The organism is Klebsiella spallanzanii (assembly GCF_902158555.1).
GTDB classification, from domain to species: domain Bacteria; phylum Pseudomonadota; class Gammaproteobacteria; order Enterobacterales; family Enterobacteriaceae; genus Klebsiella; species Klebsiella spallanzanii.
Map to the genome: position 1 here is coordinate 20,831 of NZ_CABGGS010000011.1, position 21,134 is coordinate 41,964.

Consider the following 21,134-nt stretch of genomic DNA (forward strand, 5'->3'; position numbering starts at 1 on the left):
TGTTTCATTTCTGTAAAAAGGATCCTCCATGAAGAGCGAGCTATTAGGGACAAAAGCCTTTGTCACTATTGCTGATTTCGGTTGTTTTACTCGGGCAGCGGATGAACTCAATTTATCGCAACCGGCATTGACGCGTAGAGTTAAAAAATTAGAAGAAAACCTCAAGGTTTCTTTGTTTGAACGCACAACGCGTAAAGTGACCCTAACCTACGCCGGGAAAGCGCTTCTGCCGCACGCGCGGGCGCTGCTGGACTATATGGATAATGCCATTCTCAGCGTTCAGGAACTGGCCGCTCATCAGAAAGGGGTCATTAAGTTATCCTGCATTCCCACGGCGACTTTTTATTTTCTCCCCCAGGTACTGGAAAAATTTAACTCGCTCTATCCTAATATCCGCGTTCATATTCATGAACAGGCGACGATGGATAGTTTAGATTCGCTGATGAGCGGTGAGACGGATTTCGGTATCAATATGAACCGCGTCACACATCCCCAAATCACCTTCACCCCTCTGGTTGATGAACCCTATATTCTGGTTTGCCGTCGCGATCATCCGCTGGCAACAAAGAAGTTGGTGGAGTGGAACGAACTGGCTCCCCATAGGTTGATTGGCGTCAGGCGTACCAGCGGGAACCGGATGCTGATTGAACAAGAGATCGCGCAAACCGCCGGGACGCTGGAGTGGTTTTATGAAGTGCGCCACTACTCAACGGCGATAGGCCTGGTGGAAGCCGGGCTGGGGATTGCCGCATTGCCTTGTATGGCGATATCGCATCATCAGCACGAATCGCTGGTCAGCATTCCTCTTGTCGAACCGGTTATCCGTCGCAGCATTGGCCTGATTAGGCGCAACGATGTGCCGCTATCGCCAATGGCCGAGAGATTGGTGAATTTATTTCTGGAAATGTGGTTTGAACGCAAGCCTGAAGAGTGGGCGGCACCTTTTGATTTATTTTCGCGATAACTGTTCGGCTTAACCGGATAAGGAACGAGTCATGTCATCATCAGCTTTACGTTTTGCGATTAATTTAGGCAATGCTTTGCTCGCTGAACAGTCAACCGACGGGGAGCTGCGAGGGCTGACCGTCGAGCTGGCGCGGAAAATTGCGGAGTTCTGCCAGCAGCCGGAGCGGCTGTTACCTTACCCCGCAGCAAAATGTATTGTTGACGATGCTTCGAATAATCAATGGGATATTGCTTTTTTAGCGGTCGATCCCGCGCGTGAGAACGAACTGCGCTTTACCTCGCCCTATCTCACGATTGACTGCACCCTGCTGGTACGTAGCTGCAGAGAGGTGCATTCCGTCCTGGAGATGGACCGGGAAGGCGTGACGATTAACGTCGGCAAAGGTTCGGCCTATTCATTGCCGCTCATTCGGACATTAAAACACGCCCGCCTTTGCGAATATCCCACCACTCAGCAGGCGCTCAGCGCTTTTCTGGCCGGTAAGGGGGATATGGTGGCGAATATTCGCCAGCTGCTGGAAGCTGCCGCTCTGGGGCAAGATAGCGTTCGTGTGCTGCCTGACAACTATAGCCAGATTCAGCAGGCCATCTGCGTGCCGCGCGCGGCTCCGCACTATTATGAGCGGATGGAGGCGTTGGTGAGACAGTGGCAGCAGGACGGGACGCTGGCGGCGCTGATTGCCCGCCATATTTATGCCTGACCTTTCCATTAATCGGGAAGAATCCGCACCGATGCATCAGGCCCCCGGAGTCGATGCTGCGCACCTGTCCGGGCTACCGGACCGCAGAAGGCGAGGTCAACCGCGCTTCCCGCCGTACTGGGCAAACCATGCCAGCATTCGCTGCCAGCCGTCTTTCGCTGACTCTTCATGATAGCTGGCGCGGTAGTCGGCGTTAAAGGCGTGATCGGCCTGCGGATAAACCACGATTTCCGCCGTCGCGTTGGCGGCTCGTAGCGCCTGACGCATGGTTTCAACCGTATCCTGCGGGATGCTGTCATCTTTCGCGCCGTAAAGTCCCAGGACCGGGGCGTTCAGATCAACGGCAATATCCACCGGATGCTTAGGTGAATTTAATGTTTTCTCTCCGACCAGCTTGCCGTACCAGGCGACGGCGGCTTTTAGCTGCGGATTATGTGCGGCGTACAGCCAGGTGATACGCCCGCCCCAGCAAAAGCCGGTAATGAGCAGGCGATGGGCATCGCCGCCGTGGCGGGAAGCCCAACTGGCGACGTGATCGAGGTCGGCCAGTACTTGAGAATCCGGCACCTTTTTGACCAGACCCTGAAATAAAGAAGGGATGTCGCTGTAATCATTAGGATCGCCCTGGCGGAAGTAAAGTTCTGGTGCGACAGCCAGATATCCCTCCTTCGCCAGACGGCGGCAAATATCGCGGATATGTTCATGCACACCGAAAATTTCCTGAACAACGATAACCACCGGTAGCGGACCGTCAACGTTGCCCGGACGAGCATGGAATGCTGGCATGTTATCCCCCTGCGAAGGGATCGATGTCTCTCCACAGACGATGTTCTCATCTGATGTGTGAACGGCAGTAGAGGCGTGCGGCGTGGCTGCAGGTGCAAAACCGGTTTGCTTAATTGTCGTCATGGTATTCTCCGTACCCTTATTAATGTATTAGCGCATCAGTAACTATAGCTGCTATGAACAGGACGCACAGTGCCCGAAACAGGCTATCTTTTGTTCATGTCTCATTAATTTAACTTGTTAGTGTGATGCGCATCACTATTTAATGGAAATTCATTGCAATGAATTTCATTCATGGTGATTGGTGTCACAAAATGGAACCGACAGCTTCTGTAAAGTACCATTTTGCTTCTGCTGATAATTCGACCCACAGAGGAGTTTTATATGTCCAAGTCTGATGTTTTTCATCTCGGCCTCACCAAAAACGATTTACAAGGGGCTACGCTGGCTATCGTCCCTGGCGATCCGGAGCGTGTGGAAAAGATCGCCGCGCTGATGGATAAGCCGGTTAAACTGGCATCTCATCGTGAATTCACTACCTGGCGCGCTGAGCTGGATGGTAAAGCTGTGATTGTCTGCTCTACCGGTATCGGCGGCCCATCCACTTCAATCGCCGTGGAAGAACTGGCCCAACTGGGTATCCGCACCTTCCTGCGCATCGGTACCACCGGCGCTATTCAGCCGCACATTAATGTGGGGGATGTTCTGGTGACCACGGCTTCTGTTCGCCTCGACGGTGCAAGCCTGCACTTCGCGCCAATGGAATTCCCGGCGGTGGCTGATTTTGAATGTACTACCGCGCTGGTTGAAGCGGCGAAATCTATCGGTGCGACCACCCATATTGGCGTCACCGCCTCTTCTGACACCTTCTATCCAGGCCAGGAACGTTATGACACCTTCTCTGGCCGCGTCGTTAGCCGCTTTAAAGGCTCGATGGAAGAGTGGCAGGCCATGGGCGTGATGAACTATGAAATGGAATCCGCGACGCTGCTGACCATGTGCGCCAGCCAGGGCCTGCGCGCAGGGATGGTTGCCGGGGTTATCGTCAACCGTACCCAGCAGGAAATCCCGAACGCGGAAACCATGAAGCAAACCGAAAGCCACGCGGTGAAAATCGTCGTGGAAGCGGCGCGCCGTCTGCTGTAATAAAAAAGCCCCGGCGATTAATACCGGGGCTGCAGTCTTATCCCGGGTTTAAATACCCGGGAGTTCTATTATGCCCGTATATTCTTACGAAATGCCCAAAGCCCACGAATGACCGGAGTGAGCAACGTTATCGTCGCGAGAGTAAGTAATGCCAGCGTTATTGGACGCGTGTAGAGAAAGTCCCAGCTTCCGGCAGACAGAGACAACGCGCGGCGAAGATTGCTTTCTGCCATCGGTCCCATGATCAGCGCCAGAACCACAGGCGAAGCCGGATAGCCCCCTCTTTGCATAAAGTAGCCCACTACGCCAGCGATCAGCATAATCCCGACATCGAACAGGCTGTTATTCAGCGCATAGGTACCGACTACGCAAAGCGCAAGGATCAGCGGCGTCAGGATATTGGTCGGGATTTTGACCACGTTGCTCACGACTTTCAGGGACAAAAGCCCCAGAATCAGCAGAATGAAATAACAGAAGATCATCCCCATAAACAGCGTGTACACCATGTCGCCGTGCTCGGTGAACATCAGCGGCCCCGGCTGCATCCCCTGTAGCGTCAGCGCGCCCAACATAATAGCGGTGACCGCATCGCCGGGAATGCCGAGCGTCAGCATTGGCAACAGCGCGCCGCCGGTACAGCCATTCGCGCCTGCTTCGCAGGAGGACACCGCCGTAATTTCTCCTTTGCCAAAGTTTTCCGGCGTTTTGCTAAAACGTTTGGTCTCGTTGTAGGCAACAAAGGCCGCGATATCCGAACCTGCACCGGGGACCATGCCAATAAATATACCGAGCCCTGCAGAGTGGAGAATCGTCACCAGCAGACGCCGCATAACCTTCCACGGAAGCAGAAGGCTGCCGATAACCACTTTTGCGCCATGGCGAACCGTATCGTCCCTTTCCAGCGTCTTAAACGCTTCGGAGGCGGCGAACAAGCCAATCATCACCGGGATAAAGGGCACATTCATCAGTTCGACAAAACCGCCGGTAAAGCGAGGGAAACCGCCCATAGGATCGAGGCCGATGGTCGCAATAAGCAAACCGCCGATGCCGGAGATTAGCCCTTTAATTAGCGACTTACCGGATATGCTGGCGATAATGCTTAAACCAAATATGGCAAGGGCAAAGGACTCGGAAGCGCTGAATTTTAATGCCCATCCGGCGAGGATCGGGGCCAAAAATATCAGCACGATAATGCTCAACAGACCGCCTCCGAAGGAAGAGAACGTCGCTGCGCTCAGAGCCATCCCGGCTTTCCCTTGTCGGGTGAGTTCGTAGCCGTCGATTGCCGTTGCCGCCGCCGCCGGGGTTCCGGGGATTTTTAACAATATCGCAGTAATTGACCCACCGTAGACGCCGCCGAAAAAGACCCCGCAAATCATTAATAAACCTGATACGGGGTCCATTCCGTAAGTGAAGGGGAGCAATATCGCGACACCCATGGTGGCGGTCAGGCCCGGTAATGCGCCAATCATAATGCCCAGCATCACGCCGAATGAGGCTAACACCAGCGCCATAGGGTTGGAGAGTAAATGCGTTAAGCCTTGAAACAACAGTTCGCTACTAAACATATCAGGCCCCGACTATTCAAATAAAGAACCCGCTGGCAGCGGTACCTGCAGCGCCATTGAAAACAGTAACCACAGAATCAACGTGATAGCGATGGCGAGCAGCAGCGTCAGCCATAGTCGTTTCCGCTGCATAATTATCATCAGCGCCGTTAAGAAAAGCGGCGTTGCGATGAGATACCCCACAAAGCTTAATAGCACGATATATCCTGCGACTATCCCGACCCCAGCAGCGACGCGGCCATAGTGGGATGGTTCGTGGCGAACGGCAGTTTCGCGATTCGTCAGCCAGTCGCTGGCAACCAGCAGGATGGCCAACACAATCAGTACCGCTGCGTAAAATCGGGGAAATGCGCCCGCGCCAATATCCGTCTCGATCGCCGTAGCCGGGAAATTGTGCGCAGTCATGATGACCGCGCACGCAATCACGCACAGTAGAACCCCCACGCCCATCACGACCGGGGAGACACGGCGATGCGGTACGGTTAAAGCGGATGATTCAGCTTTCATCGACATAACCGTACCTGCCTATTATTTTTTCAGACCGAGTTTAGTCAGCAGTTCAGCAAAGTAAGCCTGCTGTTCATTAATCTGCTGCTGGAAGGCGGCGCTATCGAGCCAGGCGTAGTTCAGGTTGAGCTTATTCAGCGCATCCTGGAACGCGGGTTCTTCAGCCGTGGCTTTGGCGGCGACGGACAACGTATCCACGATATCCTGTGGGGTCTTTTGCGCTACGATCAGGCCACGCCAGGTGCCGATAGAGAGATCGATACCCTTCTCTTTAAGCGTGGGGACGTCAGGCATACTCTTCATGCGCTCGTCCGCCATGATCGCCAGCGTTTTCAGCTTGCCGCCCTTGACGTGGTTAATGACTTCGCCCGGACTAACAGCAACGGCTTCAATATGGTTACCAAGCAGGCCGGTAACCGCAGGCGCCGCGCCATCGTAAGGAACGTGGGTAAACTTAACGCCGGTTTTATCTTCCAGAGCCGCAGCGGCCAGATGCCAGATAGCGCCGGTGCCGGAGTTGCCGATACGCACTTTACCGGGGTTTTCTTTCGCCCACTGAAGGAATTCATCGATGGTATTCCATGGGGCATCGGCGCTAACGGTGATCGCCGCCGGATCGGCATTCAGACGGGCGATTGGCTTAAAGCTGTCGGTCTTGAAACTGACCATCCCGAGGCTGGGCAGAGTGGTCAACTCGACGGTGCCAAGCCCGATTTTATAGCCGTTAGGCCGGGCGGTGGCGATTTCGGTAAAGCCGATAGCGCCGCTGCCGCCAGGTTTGTTAATCACGCCGATGCTAACGGGTAAATGCGATTTTGCCGCGTCGGCGAAGGCGCGAGCCACCAGATCGGTGCCGCCGCCAGCGGAATAAGGAACAACCAAATCGATCTGTTTAGTTGGGTATTGAGCCGCTTGTGCAGGTAGCGCGCTTAACAGCGTTCCGGCAACAAGCGCTGCGGAGAGGCATTGTAACGGTCTGGTAAGATGTCTAATCATATTAATCCCTTATTATTGTTTATACCCGTCATACTTCAGGTTGCATGTGCGTTGGCTACGTGCGTTCACCCGAATCACTTACTTGAGTAAGCTCATCGGGACTCTCTTACTTGCCGCCTGCCTGCAACTCGAATTATTTAGGGTATAGAAATATCGGCACGCTTAACGTGCGAATGGTTGCCAGGCCGAGATAAACCCCCTGGCGGCCTGACGAACATCGTTGGCGCTGTCGCCGGGTTTATAGAGTGCTCCGCCCAGCCCAAATCCATCCGCGCCTGCGCTCACGTAATCCGGCATTTTTTCCGGCGTGATACCACCAACCGGGAGAAGCGGTATTCGGGATGGAACGACGGCTCTCCAGGCTTTGATGACGGCTGGCGTTATTTGCTCCGCCGGAAAAACCTTGATGGCATCCGCGCCGTGCTCAATGGCGGCAAAAGCTTCCGTCAAGGTCGCAGCCCCGGGAGCGCAGAGCAGCTCTGCGTTTTTAGCGGCGGCAATAACCGCACAGTCGCTATGGGGCATGACGATCAGCTCTCCTCCGGCTTGTTTAATCTGTTTGACCTGCTGTGGGGTCATAACCGTTCCCGCCCCGATCGTGCAATCCGTAGGGAGCGCCTGACGCAGCAGCCGGATGCTGTCGTAAGGCGTCGGGGAGTTGAGCGGAACTTCAATAAGTCGAAAACCCTCCTCATATAATGCAAGGCCAATTTCTTGCACCTCCTTTGTTTGTATGCCGCGCAAAATGGCGACAAGCCCATACTTTTTGATGCAACCCGTTAAATCCATTTTTATTTCTCCGTTATGCGCCGCTGATAAGCCCGGCGCGTAAAGCGATTTGCCATAGACCAGCGGTGGTGGCCTGGGCGATAAATTTCAGCGGGCGATCGGCAATTGCCTGGCGGAACGCTCGCTGGTAGCGTTCACACAGGACGGCGTTGCCCGTTAGCATGATCGGCGTACATTGACGGCGCTCTTCGCATGCCAGTAGCGTTTGGCGAACGCCGATCAGTTCATGGCCAATGACTAATCCTGAAAGATAATCGGCCTGCTGCTGGCCCGAAATTTGCCCCGACAGGAGCTTCGTCCGCGTTGAAAATAGCGTGCAAAGCAGTCCGGCTTTCGCCTGACGAAGCGCAGTTGCAACGCCGTCATCAAAAGCCTGCCAGTCGGTTTCCGGCGCTGCCTGCATGGTGGTGCCGAGAATCGTGTGGTGACGTAGGGCGTCAAACACCTCGCCGGTCATAAAGGTATGAAAACCTGATACGCTGTTTTTTTGCGTTAGCGCCCATTTGGAATGGGTCCCCGGCATCCCAATGATAATTTCGTCGGCGCTGTTACTTTCATTGCATAAGATGCCGAAAATCTGCGTCTCTTCGCCGCGCATCACTTCCGGGTCGCTGCCGTAGACGGCCAGTCCGGGAATGATCGAGAGGCTCACAGAGTCGGTAATATTCAGCCGACAGAGTTGGCTGGCAAGGCCTGCCAGGCTGGTTGGGCAAGGCAGGTAGGTGGCCTCTTTCCAGCCCTGAGCGCTGCCAACCATGCCGCAGGCGATAACATTCGGGTTAGCGCCTGCCTGCAGCCAGTCGCCGCAGGCAGTGAAAAATGCTTCGCGGAACGCTGCCGTGTGCCCCTCTTTATGTTCAGGAAGCTTCATGATTCCGTAAGGAAGTTCCCGGCACTCAAGCGGTTGGGCATTGTTATCGAAACGATATGCGCGTAGCGATGTCGTTCCCCAGTCCAGGGCTAATAAACGGCTTTGGGTGTCCATCATTTATGTCCTTACCTCCTTGGTCATTTGCCGCAGTGAGACGTACAGAATTACCCGGCCCAGCCCAGCTCTGCTGAAATAGCCCGAGCATGGGATTGCACAAGCGGGATGAGATCGTCCATTCGCTCTCGTGACATATAGGTTGCCGTACTGGCGACGGATATCGCGGCGATAAGCTGATTACGGGCGTCATAAACCGGGGCCGCCACGCAGCGGATTGTGGGTTCGTTTTCTTCCAGATCGAACGCATAACCGCGTTGTATATAGCGCTGCATATTGGCCTGGAAGCGCTCCAGGTCTTGTGCTTGACCCTGGCGCAAAAAGAGTTCGCGCATTGCATCCGGATCGTCGTTAAGAAGCAGTGCTTTACCTATTCCGGTTAACGCCAGAGGCATCCGGTGCCCGGGACGGGAGCGCATTTCGAGGCCGCGCTGGCTGTTGATCTTTTCCAGATACAGCACTTCGTCTTTCTCGCGGACGCCCAGATGAACCGTGTCTTTAGTCGCATCTGCGAGTTTTTGTAGCCATGGCCGCGCCAGAGCCGGTAATGAAGTTGCATCCAGCGCGCGAGCGCCCAGTTCAATCAGCCGTGGTCCGAGGTCATAGCCGGTATTCGTGGCATAACGCAGGTAGCGTTGCTCCACCAGAGCCGAAGCCAGACGATGCGCTGTGCTTCTTGGCATAGAGGTAAACTCACTAATCGATTTTAAGTCTCTATAGCCCGCAGCCACGGCATCAATAACCGCTAATCCGCGCAGTAACGTTTGGGCGCCTGCGGTATGTTGCATTTCCTTTTCCATCGATTCGACCTCTCTGAATATGTCGTGATTCTGTCTGATGCTTTTTTGGATAACGGTGATTTACTGCACAAATTCCCTATTTATAAGATTGCATCCCTATATATGGGATTTTGTTGAATGTTTGCGTGGCGCCTCGCAGGAAAACCCTTTTAAACTGGACGTTTGTACAGCAAAATTCTATTTTGTGACGTAAGTGGTTGCTGTTGGGGGCGTTGTGGATATCTCGATTATTATTAGTGCCGTTGTGGCGCTGGCCGTAGGGCTTATCGTGGGCTGGCTGGCGACCAAAGTTCAAGCCGACCAAATCCGTGCCGATCTCATTGAAGAGCGGCGCGAGCTGGATATTGAGCTGAGCGCGGCGCGGCAACAGCTGGTGCAGGAGTCCCATTGGCGAGAAGAGTGCGAGCTGCTCAATAACGAGCTGCGTAGCCTGCGCGATATCAACACCTCGCTGGAGGCCGATCTCCGTGAAGTGACAACCCGCCTTGAATCCACGCAGCTGCATGCCGAAGATAAAATTCGTCAGATGGTCAACAGCGAGCAGCGCCTTAGCGAGCAGTTTGAAAACCTGGCAAACCGAATATTTGAACACAGTAACCGACGGGTGGATGAACAAAACCGTCAGAGCCTGCACGGCTTGCTCATGCCGCTACGCGAACAGCTGGATGGTTTTCGCCGTCAGGTACAGGATAGCTTTGGCCAGGAGGCGCGGGAGCGCCATACCCTGGCTCACGAAATTCGCAATCTTCAGCAGTTGAATGCGCAAATGGCGCAGGAAGCGTTAAATCTGACCCGCGCGCTGAAAGGCGATAACAAAACTCAGGGCAACTGGGGCGAGGTGGTGTTGACCCGCGTACTGGAAGCCTCCGGGCTGCGGGAGGGGCACGAATATCAAACTCAGGTGAGCATCGAAACGGACAACCGTTCGCGGATGCAGCCGGATGTAATTGTCCGCCTGCCGCAGGGGAAAGACGTGGTCATTGATGCCAAGATGACCCTGGTGGCCTATGAACGCTACTTCAATGCTGATGATGATTACACCCGCGAGTCGGCGCTGCAGGAGCATATTGCTTCCGTACGCAACCATATGCGCCTGCTGGGGCGCAAAGACTACCAGCAGTTGCCGGGGCTGCGCTCCCTCGACTACGTTCTGATGTTTATCCCGGTGGAACCGGCCTTCCTGCTGGCTATCGATCGCCAGCCGGAACTGATTAGCGAAGCCCTGAAGAACAACATTATGCTGGTTAGTCCGACCACACTGCTGGTGGCGCTGCGGACCATTGCGAATCTTTGGCGCTATGAACACCAGAGCCGTAACGCGCAGAAAATTGCCGAAAGAGCGGGGCGTCTGTATGACAAAATGCGCCTGTTTGTCGACGACATGTCCGCTATCGGCCAGAGTCTGGATAAAGCCCAGGATAACTACCGACAAGCGATGAAAAAACTCGCTTCCGGGCGCGGTAACCTGCTGGTTCAGGCAGAATCATTCCGCGGCCTGGGCGTGGAAGTTAAACGTGGGATTAATCCTGACTTAGTTGAACAGGCAACGGCCCAGGATGATGAATACCGCCTTACAGATGATGGTAACCCAGCAGGAGATAACGATTTTTCGTCCGATCCTACTATTGCCGCAATGTATGAGGACCGCGCTCAGCCGCGTTGAAGCGTATGGGAAGTGCGCTAAACCTGTTACACTCGACGAACATTTTCTTGATAAGCAAGCAGGCATTGAGATGGTTGAGGATTCACAAGAAACGACGCATTTTGGCTTTCAGACTGTCGCCAAAGAGCAGAAGGCTGACATGGTGGCGCATGTATTTCATTCTGTTGCCGCAAAATATGACGTCATGAACGACCTGATGTCGTTTGGTATTCATCGTTTGTGGAAGCGTTTCACCATCGACTGCAGCGGCGTGCGCCGTGGGCAAACCGTATTGGATCTGGCTGGTGGTACTGGCGATTTGACGGCGAAATTCTCCCGTCTGGTCGGTGAAACCGGTCGCGTAATGCTGGCTGATATCAACGACTCTATGCTGAAAATGGGTCGTGAGAAGCTGCGCAACATCGGCATTGTTGGTAACGTCGAATACGTCCAGGCTAATGCCGAAGCGCTGCCATTTGCTGACAATACCTTTGATTGCATTACCATTTCTTTCGGCCTGCGTAACGTGACTGACAAAGAAAAAGCGCTGCGCTCTATGTATCGCGTGCTGAAGCCGGGTGGTCGTCTGCTGGTGCTGGAATTCTCAAAACCGATTATTGAGCCGCTCAGCAAGGCTTATGACGCTTACTCTTTCCATATCCTGCCTCGGGTGGGCGAATTGGTTGCTAAAGACGCCGAAAGCTACCGCTATCTTGCTGAATCTATCCGAATGCACCCCGATCAGGACACCCTGAAAGGCATGATGCAGGACGCAGGCTTTGAGAGCGTCAACTACTACAACCTGACGGCAGGTATCGTTGCGCTACACCGTGGATATAAGTTCTGACAGGAGGGACGCTATGCCTTTCAAACCACTGGTTACCGCCGGTCTGGAGACGGTTCTTAATACCGTTCTCTGGCGCGATCGGGCGCTGAAACCCGCTCGCCAGCGTCTGCTGGGAAAAGTGCTGCGCGTTGAGCTGCAAGAGTTTTCCGATCCCGTGGTACTGGTTTTTAGCGAACGCCAGGTCGATGTGCTGGGAGCGTGGGAAGGCGAAGCCGATTGTACCGTGATTACCCGCCTTAGCGTGCTCCCGCAGTTACGCAACCGCCAGCAGCTTACGGCGCTGATTCGCAGCGGCGATCTTGAAGTACAGGGCGACCTGCAGGTGGTGCAAAATACCGTCACGCTGTGCGATCTGGCTGAGTTTGACCCGGCTGAACTGCTGGCTCCGTATACGGGGGATGTGGTTGCAGAGGGCTTCAGTAAAGTCTTGCGCGGCGGCGCTCGCTTTCTTCTGCACGGTGCTCAACGTCAGCAACACTATGTCGCGGAAGCCATTACCGAAGAGTGGCGGCTGGCCCCGGGTCCGTTGGAATTAGCCTGGTTTGCTGAGGAAACCGCTGCGGTGGAACGAGCCCTGACCGCGCTGGAAAAACGGCTGGAAACGCTGGAGGGCAAATGACGCCAGGAGAATTACGGCGCCTGTATTTCATCATCCACACCTTTTTGAGCTACGGGCTTGATGAGCTCATCCCCAAAATGCGCATTACGCTGCCGCTACGAATCTGGCGACGGATGCTGTTCTGGATGCCTAATCGCCACAAAGATAAAGCTCTTGGCGAGCGCCTGCGTCTTGCATTACAGGAGCTGGGGCCTGTCTGGATCAAGTTTGGCCAGATGCTTTCCACCCGTCGCGACCTGTTCCCGCCGCAAATAGCCGATCAGCTGGCCATGTTGCAGGACCGCGTTGCCCCGTTTGACGGTCTGCAGGCCAAAAAGCAAATTGAGCAAGCGATGGGCGGTCTGCCGGTAGAGGCCTGGTTTGATGATTTCTCTATCGAACCGCTTGCTTCTGCCTCTATTGCTCAGGTACATACCGCGCGTCTGAAAGAGAACGGCAAAGAGGTGGTGATTAAGGTGATCCGCCCGGATATCGTGCCGGTCATCAAGGCGGATATGAAGCTTATCTACCGCCTGGCGCGCTGGGTGCCGCGCTTGTTGCCGGACGGTCGTCGCCTCCGCCCGCAGGAAGTGGTGCGCGAATACGAAAAAACGTTGCTGGATGAACTCAATCTGCTGCGTGAATCGGCTAACGCTATTCAACTGCGCCGCAACTTCGAAGACAGCCCGATGCTTTATGTCCCGGAGGTCTATTCGGATTATTGCAGCGAAGGCATGATGGTGATGGAGCGGATTTATGGGATACCGGTTTCCGATGTCGCCGCTCTGGAAGCGCAGGGAACCAACATGAAGTTGCTGGCCGAGCGCGGTGTACAGGTTTTCTTTACTCAGGTTTTCCGCGACAGCTTCTTCCATGCTGACATGCATCCGGGCAATATTTTTGTCAGCCGTAACCATCCGGAGGACCCGCAGTACATTGGCATTGACTGCGGTATTGTCGGCTCGCTGAACAAAGAAGATAAGCGTTATCTGGCGGAAAACTTCATTGCCTTCTTCAACCGCGATTACCGCAAAGTTGCGGAGCTGCACGTTGATTCCGGTTGGGTTCCCCCGGATACCAACGTTGAAGAGTTTGAGTTCGCCATCCGCACCGTCTGCGAGCCTATCTTTGAAAAGCCGCTGGCGGAAATCTCGTTTGGTCATGTCTTGCTGAATCTGTTTAATACCGCGCGACGCTTCAATATGGAAGTCCAGCCGCAGCTGGTTCTGCTGCAGAAAACATTACTTTACGTAGAAGGTGTAGGCCGCCAGCTCTATCCTCAGTTAGACTTGTGGAAAACGGCGAAACCGTTTCTTGAGTCGTGGATTAAAGATCAGGTGGGCATTCCGGCGCTGGTTCGGGCGTTTAAAGAAAAAGCGCCGTTCTGGATCGAGAGAATGCCGGAAATACCTGAGCTGGTGTACCAGAGCCTGCAGCAAAGCAAGCAGTTGCAGAATAGTGTTGATACCATTGTGCGCGACATCCAGGTGCGGCACGTGCGCCAGGGTCAGTCCCGCTATCTTTTTGGTATAGGCGCGGTTTTATTACTGAGTGGTACGCTGTTATTCATCCACCGCCCTGAGTGGGGCATGATGCCAGGCTGGCTGATGGCCGCTGGCGTTGTAACCTGGCTTATCGGCTGGCGAAAGACGAACTGACGGCCGTCGCCTTTATCACTGCGCATAACGTGTATACATAAATAATTCAAGTTTCAGAAAGGCGGCAAGTGAGCGCATCCCGATGAGCTTACTCTGGTAAGTGATTCGGGTAAACGAGCGTAGCCAACGCATATGCAACTTGAAGTATGACTGTATATAATGCGTCCTAATAATTCATCATCTGTCATAGGGGAATGTGTATGGGTGGTATCAGTATTTGGCAGTTACTCATTGTTGTCGTCATCGTGGTTCTGCTTTTTGGGACAAAAAAGCTGAGCTCGCTCGGTTCGGATTTAGGCGCGTCGATCAAAGGCTTTAAAAAGGCCATGAGCGATGAGGATAAACCCGAGAAATCCGCACCGGATGCAGATTTTGCGGCGAAAACCCTCGCTGACAAACCAGATGAAGCAAAGAAAGACGAGACTAAACGCCACGACAAAGAGCAGGTGTAATTCGTGTTCGATATCGGTTTTAGTGAACTACTGCTGGTGTTCGTGATTGGCCTCATCGTTTTGGGGCCACAGCGACTACCGGTAGCGGTAAAAACGGTAGTTAGCTGGATCCGCACGTTGCGGTCGCTGGCGGCTACCGTACAAAATGAAATAACCCAGGAATTAAAACTGCAAGAGTTTCAGGAAAGCCTTAAAAAGGTGGAGAAGGCCAGCCTGGATAACCTGACGCCTGAGCTAAAAGCCTCAATGGATGAACTGCGAGAAGCGGCTGAATCTATGAAGCGCTCCTACTCTGCCCACGATCCTGAAAAAGCCAGTGACGAAGCCAACACCATTCATAACCCGGTCGTGAAGGGGAGTGAAGAGCAGCGTAAAGACGTGACGCCGGCGACGGCTGAACATCAGGCCAGCGCGCCAGAGCACGTCCCTGAAAACGTGGCTGAAGAGCCCCTCACTTCGCAGACTGAAATCCCGGCAGCGAAAGAAAAAGTTGCCGTGCCAGCTTCCGATTCCTCCTCCCCTGCATCGAGTGATAAACAGTAAAAATGGGCGTAGACGATACTCAACCGCTAATCACGCATCTGATTGAGCTGCGTAAACGCTTGATCAACAGCATTCTGGCGATTCTGGTTATTTTCCTGGCGCTGGTTTATTTCGCCAACGATATCTACCAGCTGGTTTCCGCGCCGCTTATTCGGCAGATGCCGGTAGGCGCGACGATGATTGCGACGGACGTGGCCTCGCCTTTCTTCACCCCGATCAAGCTGACCTTTATGGTGTCGATAATTTTGTCGGTACCGGTCATTTTGTATCAGGTCTGGGCCTTTGTGGCGCCAGCGCTGTATAAGCATGAACGTCGGCTGGTCATGCCGCTGCTGGTCTCCAGTACGCTGCTGTTTTATATCGGTATGGCCTTTGCTTACTTCGTTGTTTTCCCGCTGGCGTTTGGTTTTCTTACCCACGCAGCGCCGGAAGGGGTACAGGTTTCAACCGATATCCGCAGCTATCTCGATTTTGTCATGGCGCTCTTTATTGCCTTCGGCGTCTCATTCGAGGTGCCGGTAGCTATTGTGCTGCTGTGCTGGATGGGGGTAACCACCCCGGACGACCTGCGTAAGAAAAGGCCCTATGTACTGGTTGGCGCATTCGTGGTCGGGATGCTGCTGACGCCGCCGGATGTATTTTCACAAACTCTGCTGGCGATCCCGATGTACTGCCTGTTTGAAGTCGGGGTTTTCTTCGCGCGGTTCTATACTGGCAAGCGCCTGACGCGTGACGAGGATGCCGCCGCCGAAGAGGCGCAGGGCAAAGAAGAATAAACACCAACCGCCCGTCAGGGCGGTTGTCATATGGGAGTGAAGATGTTTGATATCGGCGTGAATCTGACCAGCTCGCAGTTTTCCCGCGATCGTGATGAGGTTATTTCGCGTGCGCGGGCGGCTGGCGTCACCGGGATGCTGCTGACGGGAACCAACATACATGAAAGCGAGCAGGCGCAGCAGATGGCGCGCCGCTATTCCGGGTGCTGGTCAACCGCAGGCGTTCATCCTCACGACAGCAGTAGCTGGACGGAGTCGGTGGCGGCCACGGTATTTGCGCTGGCCCGCGAGCCGGAAGTTGTTGCGGTGGGGGAATGTGGCCTGGATTTCAACCGTAACTTTTCCACACCTGAAGAGCAGGAGGCCGCGTTTAGCGCCCAGCTGGCGCTGGCGGCGGAGCTGTCGATGCCGGTATTTTTGCACTGCCGCGATGCTCACGAGCGCTTTCTGGCTCTGCTGAATCCTTGGCTAGATAAGCTCCCAGGTGCAGTATTGCACTGCTTTACCGGCAGCCGTGAGGAGATGCGTGAATGCGTGGATCGCGGTTTATTTATCGGTATTACCGGCTGGGTGTGCGATGAGCGTCGAGGGCTGGCGCTGCGGGAATTGCTGGGCGATATCCCGGCAGATCGCCTGCTGATTGAGACCGATGCGCCATATCTGCTACCGCGAGATATGCGACCAAAACCCGCTTCCCGCCGCAATGAGCCTGCATACCTGCCGCATATTCTGGCCAGTATCGCAGGGTGGCGTGGGGAAGAGGCCCAGTGGCTGGAAGAAGTTACTGATGCTAACGTCAGAAGACTCTTTAACGTACGCTTTTAAGCGCCGTCAGATTTTATAAAAGTCAGTATTTTTGACGCTTTGCACGACCTGCTTGTTAAGCAGATTCAGCAGCAGCATAGAGCGAGCTTCGCCGTCTGGTTCGGTAAAGATAGCCTGCAGGCCTTCAAACGCGCCATCGGTAATCAGTACACTGTCGCCTTCATGAGGCGTTTCCGGGTCTGTAATACCTTCCGGTTTGTAGATGGAAAGCTGATGAATGACGGTGGATGGCACAATAGCGGGCAGCGCGCCGAAACGTACAAAGCTGTTCACACCGCGAGTTGCGCTGATGGTCGTGGTATGAATCACTTCCGGATCGAACTCGATAAACAGATAGTTTGGGAACAGGGGTTCGCTGACCGTCGTGCGTTTACCGCGGACGATTTTTTCCAGTTCGATTGTCGGCATCAGGCAATTGACGGCCTGACGTTCGAGATGTTCCTGGGCGCGTTCAAGCTGCCCACGTTTGCAATAAAGTAAATACCAGGCTTGCATAATGACTCTTTCCATTCTACTCACAGCAAGCATAACAAAAGCCCGGTGCGATCGCGAAATCATTGCGGGTGAAAACTAAATTACGGCGTTCTTTCACGCTAATTTAACAAAAGTACAGCATAGCCTGAACGAACGCCGTATAATCAGCCGCCTGTATAGAGGTCAATAACAACTCCATGAAATACCACGATCTACGCGAATTTCTGACATTACTGGAGCAGCAGGGGGAATTGAAACGGATTTCCCTGCCGGTCGATCCTCACCTGGAAATTACCGAAATTGCCGACCGCACCTTGCGTGCTGGCGGCCCGGCCCTGCTATTTGAAAACCCCAAAGGCTACTCCATGCCGGTGCTGTGCAACCTTTTCGGCACGCCGCGGCGCGTTGCGCTGGGGATGGGACAGGAGGATGTCAGCTCCCTGCGGGAGGTGGGTAAGCTTCTGGCGTTCCTGAAAGAGCCCGAGCCTCCAAAAGGCTTCCGCGATCTGTTTGATAAGCTGCCGCAGTTCAAGCAAGTGCTGAATATGCCGACTAAGCGCCTGCGCGGGGCGCCGTGCCAGCAAAAAATCATTCAGGGTGATGACGTTGACCTGACCCGCATTCCGATCATGACCTGCTGGCCGGAAGATGCCGCACCGCTGATCACATGGGGACTGACGGTCACACGTGGCCCGCATAAAGAGCGGCAAAATCTGGGGATTTATCGCCAGCAGCTGATTGGCAAGAATAAGCTGATTATGCGTTGGTTATCGCATCGCGGCGGCGCGCTGGATTTTCAGGAGTGGTGCGCGGCGCATCCAGGAGAGCGTTTCCCAGTATCCGTGGCGCTGGGCGCTGACCCGGCGACCATTCTCGGTGCGGTGACGCCGGTTCCGGATACCCTTTCTGAGTATGCGTTTGCGGGCCTGCTACGCGGAACAAAAACTGAAGTCGTGAAGTGCGTTTCTAACGACCTGGAAGTTCCCGCCAGCGCCGAGATCGTGCTGGAAGGTTATATCGAAGCCGGAGAGCTGGCACCCGAAGGTCCGTACGGCGATCATACTGGCTACTACAATGAAGTGGATAATTTCCCGGTCTTTACGGTTACGCATATTACCCAGCGTGAAGATGCGATTTATCACTCGACCTATACCGGGCGGCCGCCGGATGAACCGGCGGTACTGGGCGTTGCGCTGAACGAAGTGTTCGTACCGATCCTGCAAAAGCAGTTTCCTGAAATTGTTGATTTCTACCTACCGCCGGAAGGGTGTTCCTATCGCCTGGCGGTGGTCACCATGAAGAAGCAGTACGCCGGTCATGCTAAACGCGTCATGATGGGCGTCTGGTCGTTCCTTCGTCAGTTCATGTACACCAAGTTCGTTATCGTCTGTGATGACGATGTCAACGCGCGTGACTGGAATGATGTGATTTGGGCGATTACTACCCGTATGGACCCGGCACGTGATACGGTACTGGTAGAAAACACGCCAATTGATTATCTGGATTTTGCCTCACCGGTTTCCGGTTTGGGTTCAAAAATGGGGCTGGATGCCACAAATAAATGGCCTGGTGAGACCCAACGCGAGTGGGGTCGTCCCATTAAGAAAGATCCTGAGGTGACGGCGCGCGTCGACGCCATCTGGGATGAACTGGCCATCTTCAAATAACAGTAAGCGGGGCTACGCCGCTGTTTTGCACAATAGACCCGACAGAGGGGACGCATGACAACCTTAAGCTGTAAAGTGACCTCGGTGGAGGCGATTACCGATACCGTGTATCGCGTTCGATTAGTGCCGGAAGCGGCGTTTTCCTTCCGCGCTGGTCAGTATCTGATGGTCGTGATGGACGAACGCGATAAGCGCCCATTCTCCATGGCTTCTACGCCATCGGAACAGGAGTTTATCGAGCTGCATATTGGCGCATCTGAACTTAACCTGTATGCGATGGCGGTGATGGATCGTATCCTGAAAGAGCGTGAAATCGTGGTTGATATGCCGCATGGCGAAGCCTGGCTGCGCGATGATGAAGAACGCCCGCTGATTCTGATCGCCGGAGGTACTGGCTTCTCTTACGTGCGTTCGATTCTGCTCACCGCGCTGGCGCGCAATCCGAATCGGGATATCGCTATCTACTGGGGTGGACGCGAAGCAAAACATCTCTACGATTTGGCCGAGCTGGAAGCGTTAAGCGTGCAGCATCCTGGTCTGCGCGTGGAGCCCGTTGTTGAACAGCCTGAGGATGAGTGGCGCGGCCGTACCGGAACCGTGCTGACTGCCGTTCTGCAGGATTACGGTACGCTGGGCGAGCATGATATCTATATTGCTGGCCGCTTTGAGATGGCCAAGATTGCCCGCGACCTGTTCTGCAACGAACGCGGTGCCCGCGAAGACCGCCTGTTTGGCGATGCCTTTGCGTTTATCTGATAGCTGACCTAAAAGCACCCGGGCTTTTAGCCCGGATGCTGTTTTACTGGACGTCGCTAAAATAAACGTACAGCGGCCGTTCGTTTTCCAGCAAACAGAGCATTTTCCCGACGGTTTTTCCCTCTTTTTCCAGCGTAGCGTCCAACTGCGTCGCGATATGCTGGCTACCTATCTTCTCATCGTAGCGTTCGGTATTGATATGGGTGATGGCGAGGTTCTTTATCTGCTCGCTTTCCGGGTTTTGCGCCATTTTATTGATTCCCCACGAAAGGCATGCCTGAGCATTATCCTGTTCGCTGGCAATGGCTGCGGTAGAGAATGTAGTGAGCAAAAGGATGAGTGGGAGTTTTTTCATAAGTCGTTATTATCCTTAATAATCGTGACGTTCCTTGTGATAATAACGGAATAGCAGAAATAAAAAACCCGCCCCTGACAGGCGGGAAGAACGGCAACTAAACTATTTAGGGGATTAACTCTTCGATTAAACCCGCTCAAAGACGGTGGCGATACCCTGGCCTAAACCAATACACATAGTGGCCAGACCAAACTGGGCATCTTTGCGTTCCATCTGGTTGATCAACGTCGTGCTGATGCGTGCGCCGGAACAGCCGAGCGGATGGCCCAGGGCGATCGCGCCACCATTGAGGTTGATCTTCTCGTCTATCTGCTCCATCAGCCCCAGATCTTTAATGCACGGTAAGATCTGTGCGGCAAATGCTTCGTTCATCTCGAACACGTCAATATCGCTGGTGGAGAGCCCGGCTTTTTTTAGCGCCAGCTTTGAGGCGGGAACCGGGCCATAGCCCATAATTGACGGGTCACAGCCGACAACCGCCATTGAGCGTACTCGCGCGCGTGGTTTCAGGCCCAGTTCGCGGGCGCGGCTTTCGCTCATTAACAGCATCGCCGCGGCGCCATCGGAGAGGGCGGAAGAGGTTCCTGCTGTTACCGTACCCGTAACCGGGTCGAACGCGGGTCTCAACGCGGCCAGCGCTTCGATGGTGGTTTCCGGGCGAATAACTTCATCATAGCCGTATGATTTCAGCACGCCGTCGGCATCATGACCGCCGGTTGGGATAATCTCTGCCTTGAACGCGCCGGACTGCGTGGCGGCCCAGGCGCGAGCGTGGGAGCGGGCGGCGAACTGGTCCTGCATTTCCCGGCTAATGCCGTGCAGGCGCGCCAGCATTTCTGCCGTTAGCCCCATCATCCCGGCGGCTTTAGCGACGTTACGGCTCAGGCCCGGATGGAAATCCACGCCGTGGCTCATCGGCACGTGACCCATATGCTCCACGCCGCCAATCAGGCACACGCTGGCATCGCCGGTCATGATCATACGCGTCGCATCGTGAAGCGCCTGCATCGAAGAACCGCACAGCCGATTGACCGTGGTGGCGGGCACTGAATGCGGAATTTCCGCCAGCAGCGCCGCGTTGCGGGCAATGTTGAAGCCCTGCTCCAGGGTTTGCTGAACGCAACCCCAGTAAATATCGTCAATTGCGCTTGCCTCAAGCGATGGATTGCGCGAGAGCAGGCTACGCATCAGGTGCGCGGAGAGATCTTCCGCGCGCACGTGGCGAAAGGCGCCGCCCTTCGAACGGCCCATCGGGGTGCGAATTGCATCGACAATGACAACCTGTTCCATTGTGACT

Annotated in this window: 23 protein-coding genes; 13 read left to right on the plus strand and 10 right to left on the minus strand. The window is 54.5% G+C overall.

What is annotated here, in order from left to right; all coding sequences use genetic code 11:
* The first annotated feature begins 28 nt into the window (after nucleotides 1-28).
* Nucleotides 29-964: a LysR family transcriptional regulator gene (locus FN082_RS11045; RefSeq protein WP_142981569.1), complete on the plus strand. Its 936-nt coding sequence runs from the start codon at nucleotides 29-31 to the stop codon at nucleotides 962-964.
* A gap of 31 nt (nucleotides 965-995) precedes the next feature.
* A complete protein-coding gene (locus FN082_RS11050) occupies nucleotides 996-1,667 on the plus strand; it encodes a transporter substrate-binding domain-containing protein (RefSeq protein WP_142981570.1) in 672 nt (223 codons plus the stop codon).
* A gap of 96 nt (nucleotides 1,668-1,763) precedes the next feature.
* On the opposite strand, the gene FN082_RS11055 is transcribed toward FN082_RS11050, so the two are convergent.
* Nucleotides 1,764-2,576, minus strand: a complete 813-nt coding sequence (locus FN082_RS11055) for a dienelactone hydrolase family protein (protein ID WP_139537404.1) — start codon at nucleotides 2,574-2,576, stop codon at nucleotides 1,764-1,766.
* Nucleotides 2,577-2,837: 261 nt separating this feature from the next.
* Between FN082_RS11055 and udp the strand changes: the two genes are divergently transcribed.
* On the plus strand, nucleotides 2,838-3,599 hold the full coding sequence (gene udp / locus FN082_RS11060) for a uridine phosphorylase (RefSeq protein ID WP_004097583.1): 762 nt from the start codon (nucleotides 2,838-2,840) through the stop codon (nucleotides 3,597-3,599).
* Nucleotides 3,600-3,667: 68 nt separating this feature from the next.
* Here udp and FN082_RS11065 read toward each other — a convergent pair whose 3' ends face one another.
* The 6 genes from FN082_RS11065 to FN082_RS11090 form a co-directional block, all read right to left on the minus strand.
* Nucleotides 3,668-5,167, minus strand: coding sequence for a tripartite tricarboxylate transporter permease (locus FN082_RS11065; RefSeq protein WP_142981571.1), 1,500 nt, complete (start codon nucleotides 5,165-5,167; stop codon nucleotides 3,668-3,670).
* Between the two features lie 12 nt (nucleotides 5,168-5,179).
* Entirely contained in the window at nucleotides 5,180-5,680 is a 501-nt protein-coding gene (locus FN082_RS11070; protein ID WP_139537406.1) for a tripartite tricarboxylate transporter TctB family protein, read from the minus strand.
* 15 nt (nucleotides 5,681-5,695) lie between these two features.
* Nucleotides 5,696-6,670 carry a Bug family tripartite tricarboxylate transporter substrate binding protein gene (locus FN082_RS11075; RefSeq protein WP_139537407.1) on the minus strand — a complete coding sequence of 325 codons (975 nt, stop codon included), beginning with the start codon at nucleotides 6,668-6,670 and terminating at the stop codon, nucleotides 5,696-5,698.
* Between the two features lie 162 nt (nucleotides 6,671-6,832).
* Entirely contained in the window at nucleotides 6,833-7,459 is a 627-nt protein-coding gene (locus FN082_RS11080) for a 2-dehydro-3-deoxy-6-phosphogalactonate aldolase (RefSeq protein WP_142981572.1), read from the minus strand.
* Nucleotides 7,460-7,472: 13 nt separating this feature from the next.
* Nucleotides 7,473-8,447 carry a 2-dehydro-3-deoxygalactonokinase gene (locus FN082_RS11085; RefSeq protein WP_235892122.1) on the minus strand — a complete coding sequence of 325 codons (975 nt, stop codon included), beginning with the start codon at nucleotides 8,445-8,447 and terminating at the stop codon, nucleotides 7,473-7,475.
* A gap of 47 nt (nucleotides 8,448-8,494) precedes the next feature.
* Nucleotides 8,495-9,232: an IclR family transcriptional regulator gene (locus tag FN082_RS11090; RefSeq protein ID WP_235891615.1), complete on the minus strand. Its 738-nt coding sequence runs from the start codon at nucleotides 9,230-9,232 to the stop codon at nucleotides 8,495-8,497.
* 226 nt (nucleotides 9,233-9,458) lie between these two features.
* Here FN082_RS11090 and rmuC point away from each other — a divergent pair, with 226 nt between their 5' ends.
* The 8 genes from rmuC (at nucleotide 9,459) to tatD (ending at nucleotide 16,585) form a co-directional block, all read left to right on the plus strand.
* Nucleotides 9,459-10,907 carry a DNA recombination protein RmuC gene (rmuC, locus tag FN082_RS11095; protein ID WP_142981573.1) on the plus strand — a complete coding sequence of 483 codons (1,449 nt, stop codon included), beginning with the start codon at nucleotides 9,459-9,461 and terminating at the stop codon, nucleotides 10,905-10,907.
* 70 nt (nucleotides 10,908-10,977) lie between these two features.
* Nucleotides 10,978-11,733: a bifunctional demethylmenaquinone methyltransferase/2-methoxy-6-polyprenyl-1,4-benzoquinol methylase UbiE gene (gene ubiE, locus FN082_RS11100; protein ID WP_139537411.1), complete on the plus strand. Its 756-nt coding sequence runs from the start codon at nucleotides 10,978-10,980 to the stop codon at nucleotides 11,731-11,733.
* Between the two features lie 13 nt (nucleotides 11,734-11,746).
* A complete protein-coding gene (ubiJ, locus tag FN082_RS11105) occupies nucleotides 11,747-12,352 on the plus strand; it encodes a ubiquinone biosynthesis protein UbiJ (protein WP_142981574.1) in 606 nt (201 codons plus the stop codon).
* Entirely contained in the window at nucleotides 12,349-13,989 is a 1,641-nt protein-coding gene (gene ubiB / locus FN082_RS11110) for a ubiquinone biosynthesis regulatory protein kinase UbiB (RefSeq protein ID WP_139537413.1), read from the plus strand. Before ubiJ ends, ubiB begins: the two co-directional genes overlap by 4 nt.
* Before the next feature lie 200 nt (nucleotides 13,990-14,189).
* A complete protein-coding gene (tatA, locus tag FN082_RS11115; protein ID WP_139537414.1) occupies nucleotides 14,190-14,441 on the plus strand; it encodes a Sec-independent protein translocase subunit TatA in 252 nt (83 codons plus the stop codon).
* A gap of 3 nt (nucleotides 14,442-14,444) precedes the next feature.
* Nucleotides 14,445-14,984, plus strand: coding sequence for a Sec-independent protein translocase protein TatB (gene tatB / locus FN082_RS11120; RefSeq protein ID WP_139537415.1), 540 nt, complete (start codon nucleotides 14,445-14,447; stop codon nucleotides 14,982-14,984).
* 2 nt (nucleotides 14,985-14,986) lie between these two features.
* Nucleotides 14,987-15,760 carry a Sec-independent protein translocase subunit TatC gene (gene tatC / locus FN082_RS11125; protein WP_004097593.1) on the plus strand — a complete coding sequence of 258 codons (774 nt, stop codon included), beginning with the start codon at nucleotides 14,987-14,989 and terminating at the stop codon, nucleotides 15,758-15,760.
* Between the two features lie 30 nt (nucleotides 15,761-15,790).
* Nucleotides 15,791-16,585, plus strand: coding sequence for a 3'-5' ssDNA/RNA exonuclease TatD (gene tatD / locus FN082_RS11130; protein ID WP_185932114.1), 795 nt, complete (start codon nucleotides 15,791-15,793; stop codon nucleotides 16,583-16,585).
* A gap of 6 nt (nucleotides 16,586-16,591) precedes the next feature.
* On the opposite strand, the gene rfaH is transcribed toward tatD, so the two are convergent.
* Nucleotides 16,592-17,080: a transcription/translation regulatory transformer protein RfaH gene (gene rfaH, locus FN082_RS11135; RefSeq protein ID WP_139537417.1), complete on the minus strand. Its 489-nt coding sequence runs from the start codon at nucleotides 17,078-17,080 to the stop codon at nucleotides 16,592-16,594.
* A gap of 176 nt (nucleotides 17,081-17,256) precedes the next feature.
* On the opposite strand from rfaH, the gene ubiD reads away from it, so the two are divergent.
* Together ubiD and fre are read left to right on the plus strand one after the other, a co-directional pair.
* A complete protein-coding gene (ubiD, locus tag FN082_RS11140; RefSeq protein WP_139537418.1) occupies nucleotides 17,257-18,726 on the plus strand; it encodes a 4-hydroxy-3-polyprenylbenzoate decarboxylase in 1,470 nt (489 codons plus the stop codon).
* 54 nt (nucleotides 18,727-18,780) lie between these two features.
* Nucleotides 18,781-19,482: an NAD(P)H-flavin reductase gene (fre, locus tag FN082_RS11145; RefSeq protein ID WP_112217105.1), complete on the plus strand. Its 702-nt coding sequence runs from the start codon at nucleotides 18,781-18,783 to the stop codon at nucleotides 19,480-19,482.
* Nucleotides 19,483-19,525: 43 nt separating this feature from the next.
* Here the strand turns inward: fre and FN082_RS11150 are convergent, their stop codons facing one another.
* Complete coding sequence (locus FN082_RS11150; RefSeq protein ID WP_139537419.1) at nucleotides 19,526-19,837, minus strand: hypothetical protein; 312 nt, start codon at nucleotides 19,835-19,837, stop codon at nucleotides 19,526-19,528.
* A gap of 126 nt (nucleotides 19,838-19,963) precedes the next feature.
* Nucleotides 19,964-21,127 (minus strand): acetyl-CoA C-acyltransferase FadA, encoded by a 1,164-nt coding sequence (fadA, locus tag FN082_RS11155; protein ID WP_142981576.1) that lies wholly within the window; start codon nucleotides 21,125-21,127, stop codon nucleotides 19,964-19,966.
* Nucleotides 21,128-21,134 lie beyond the last annotated feature (7 nt).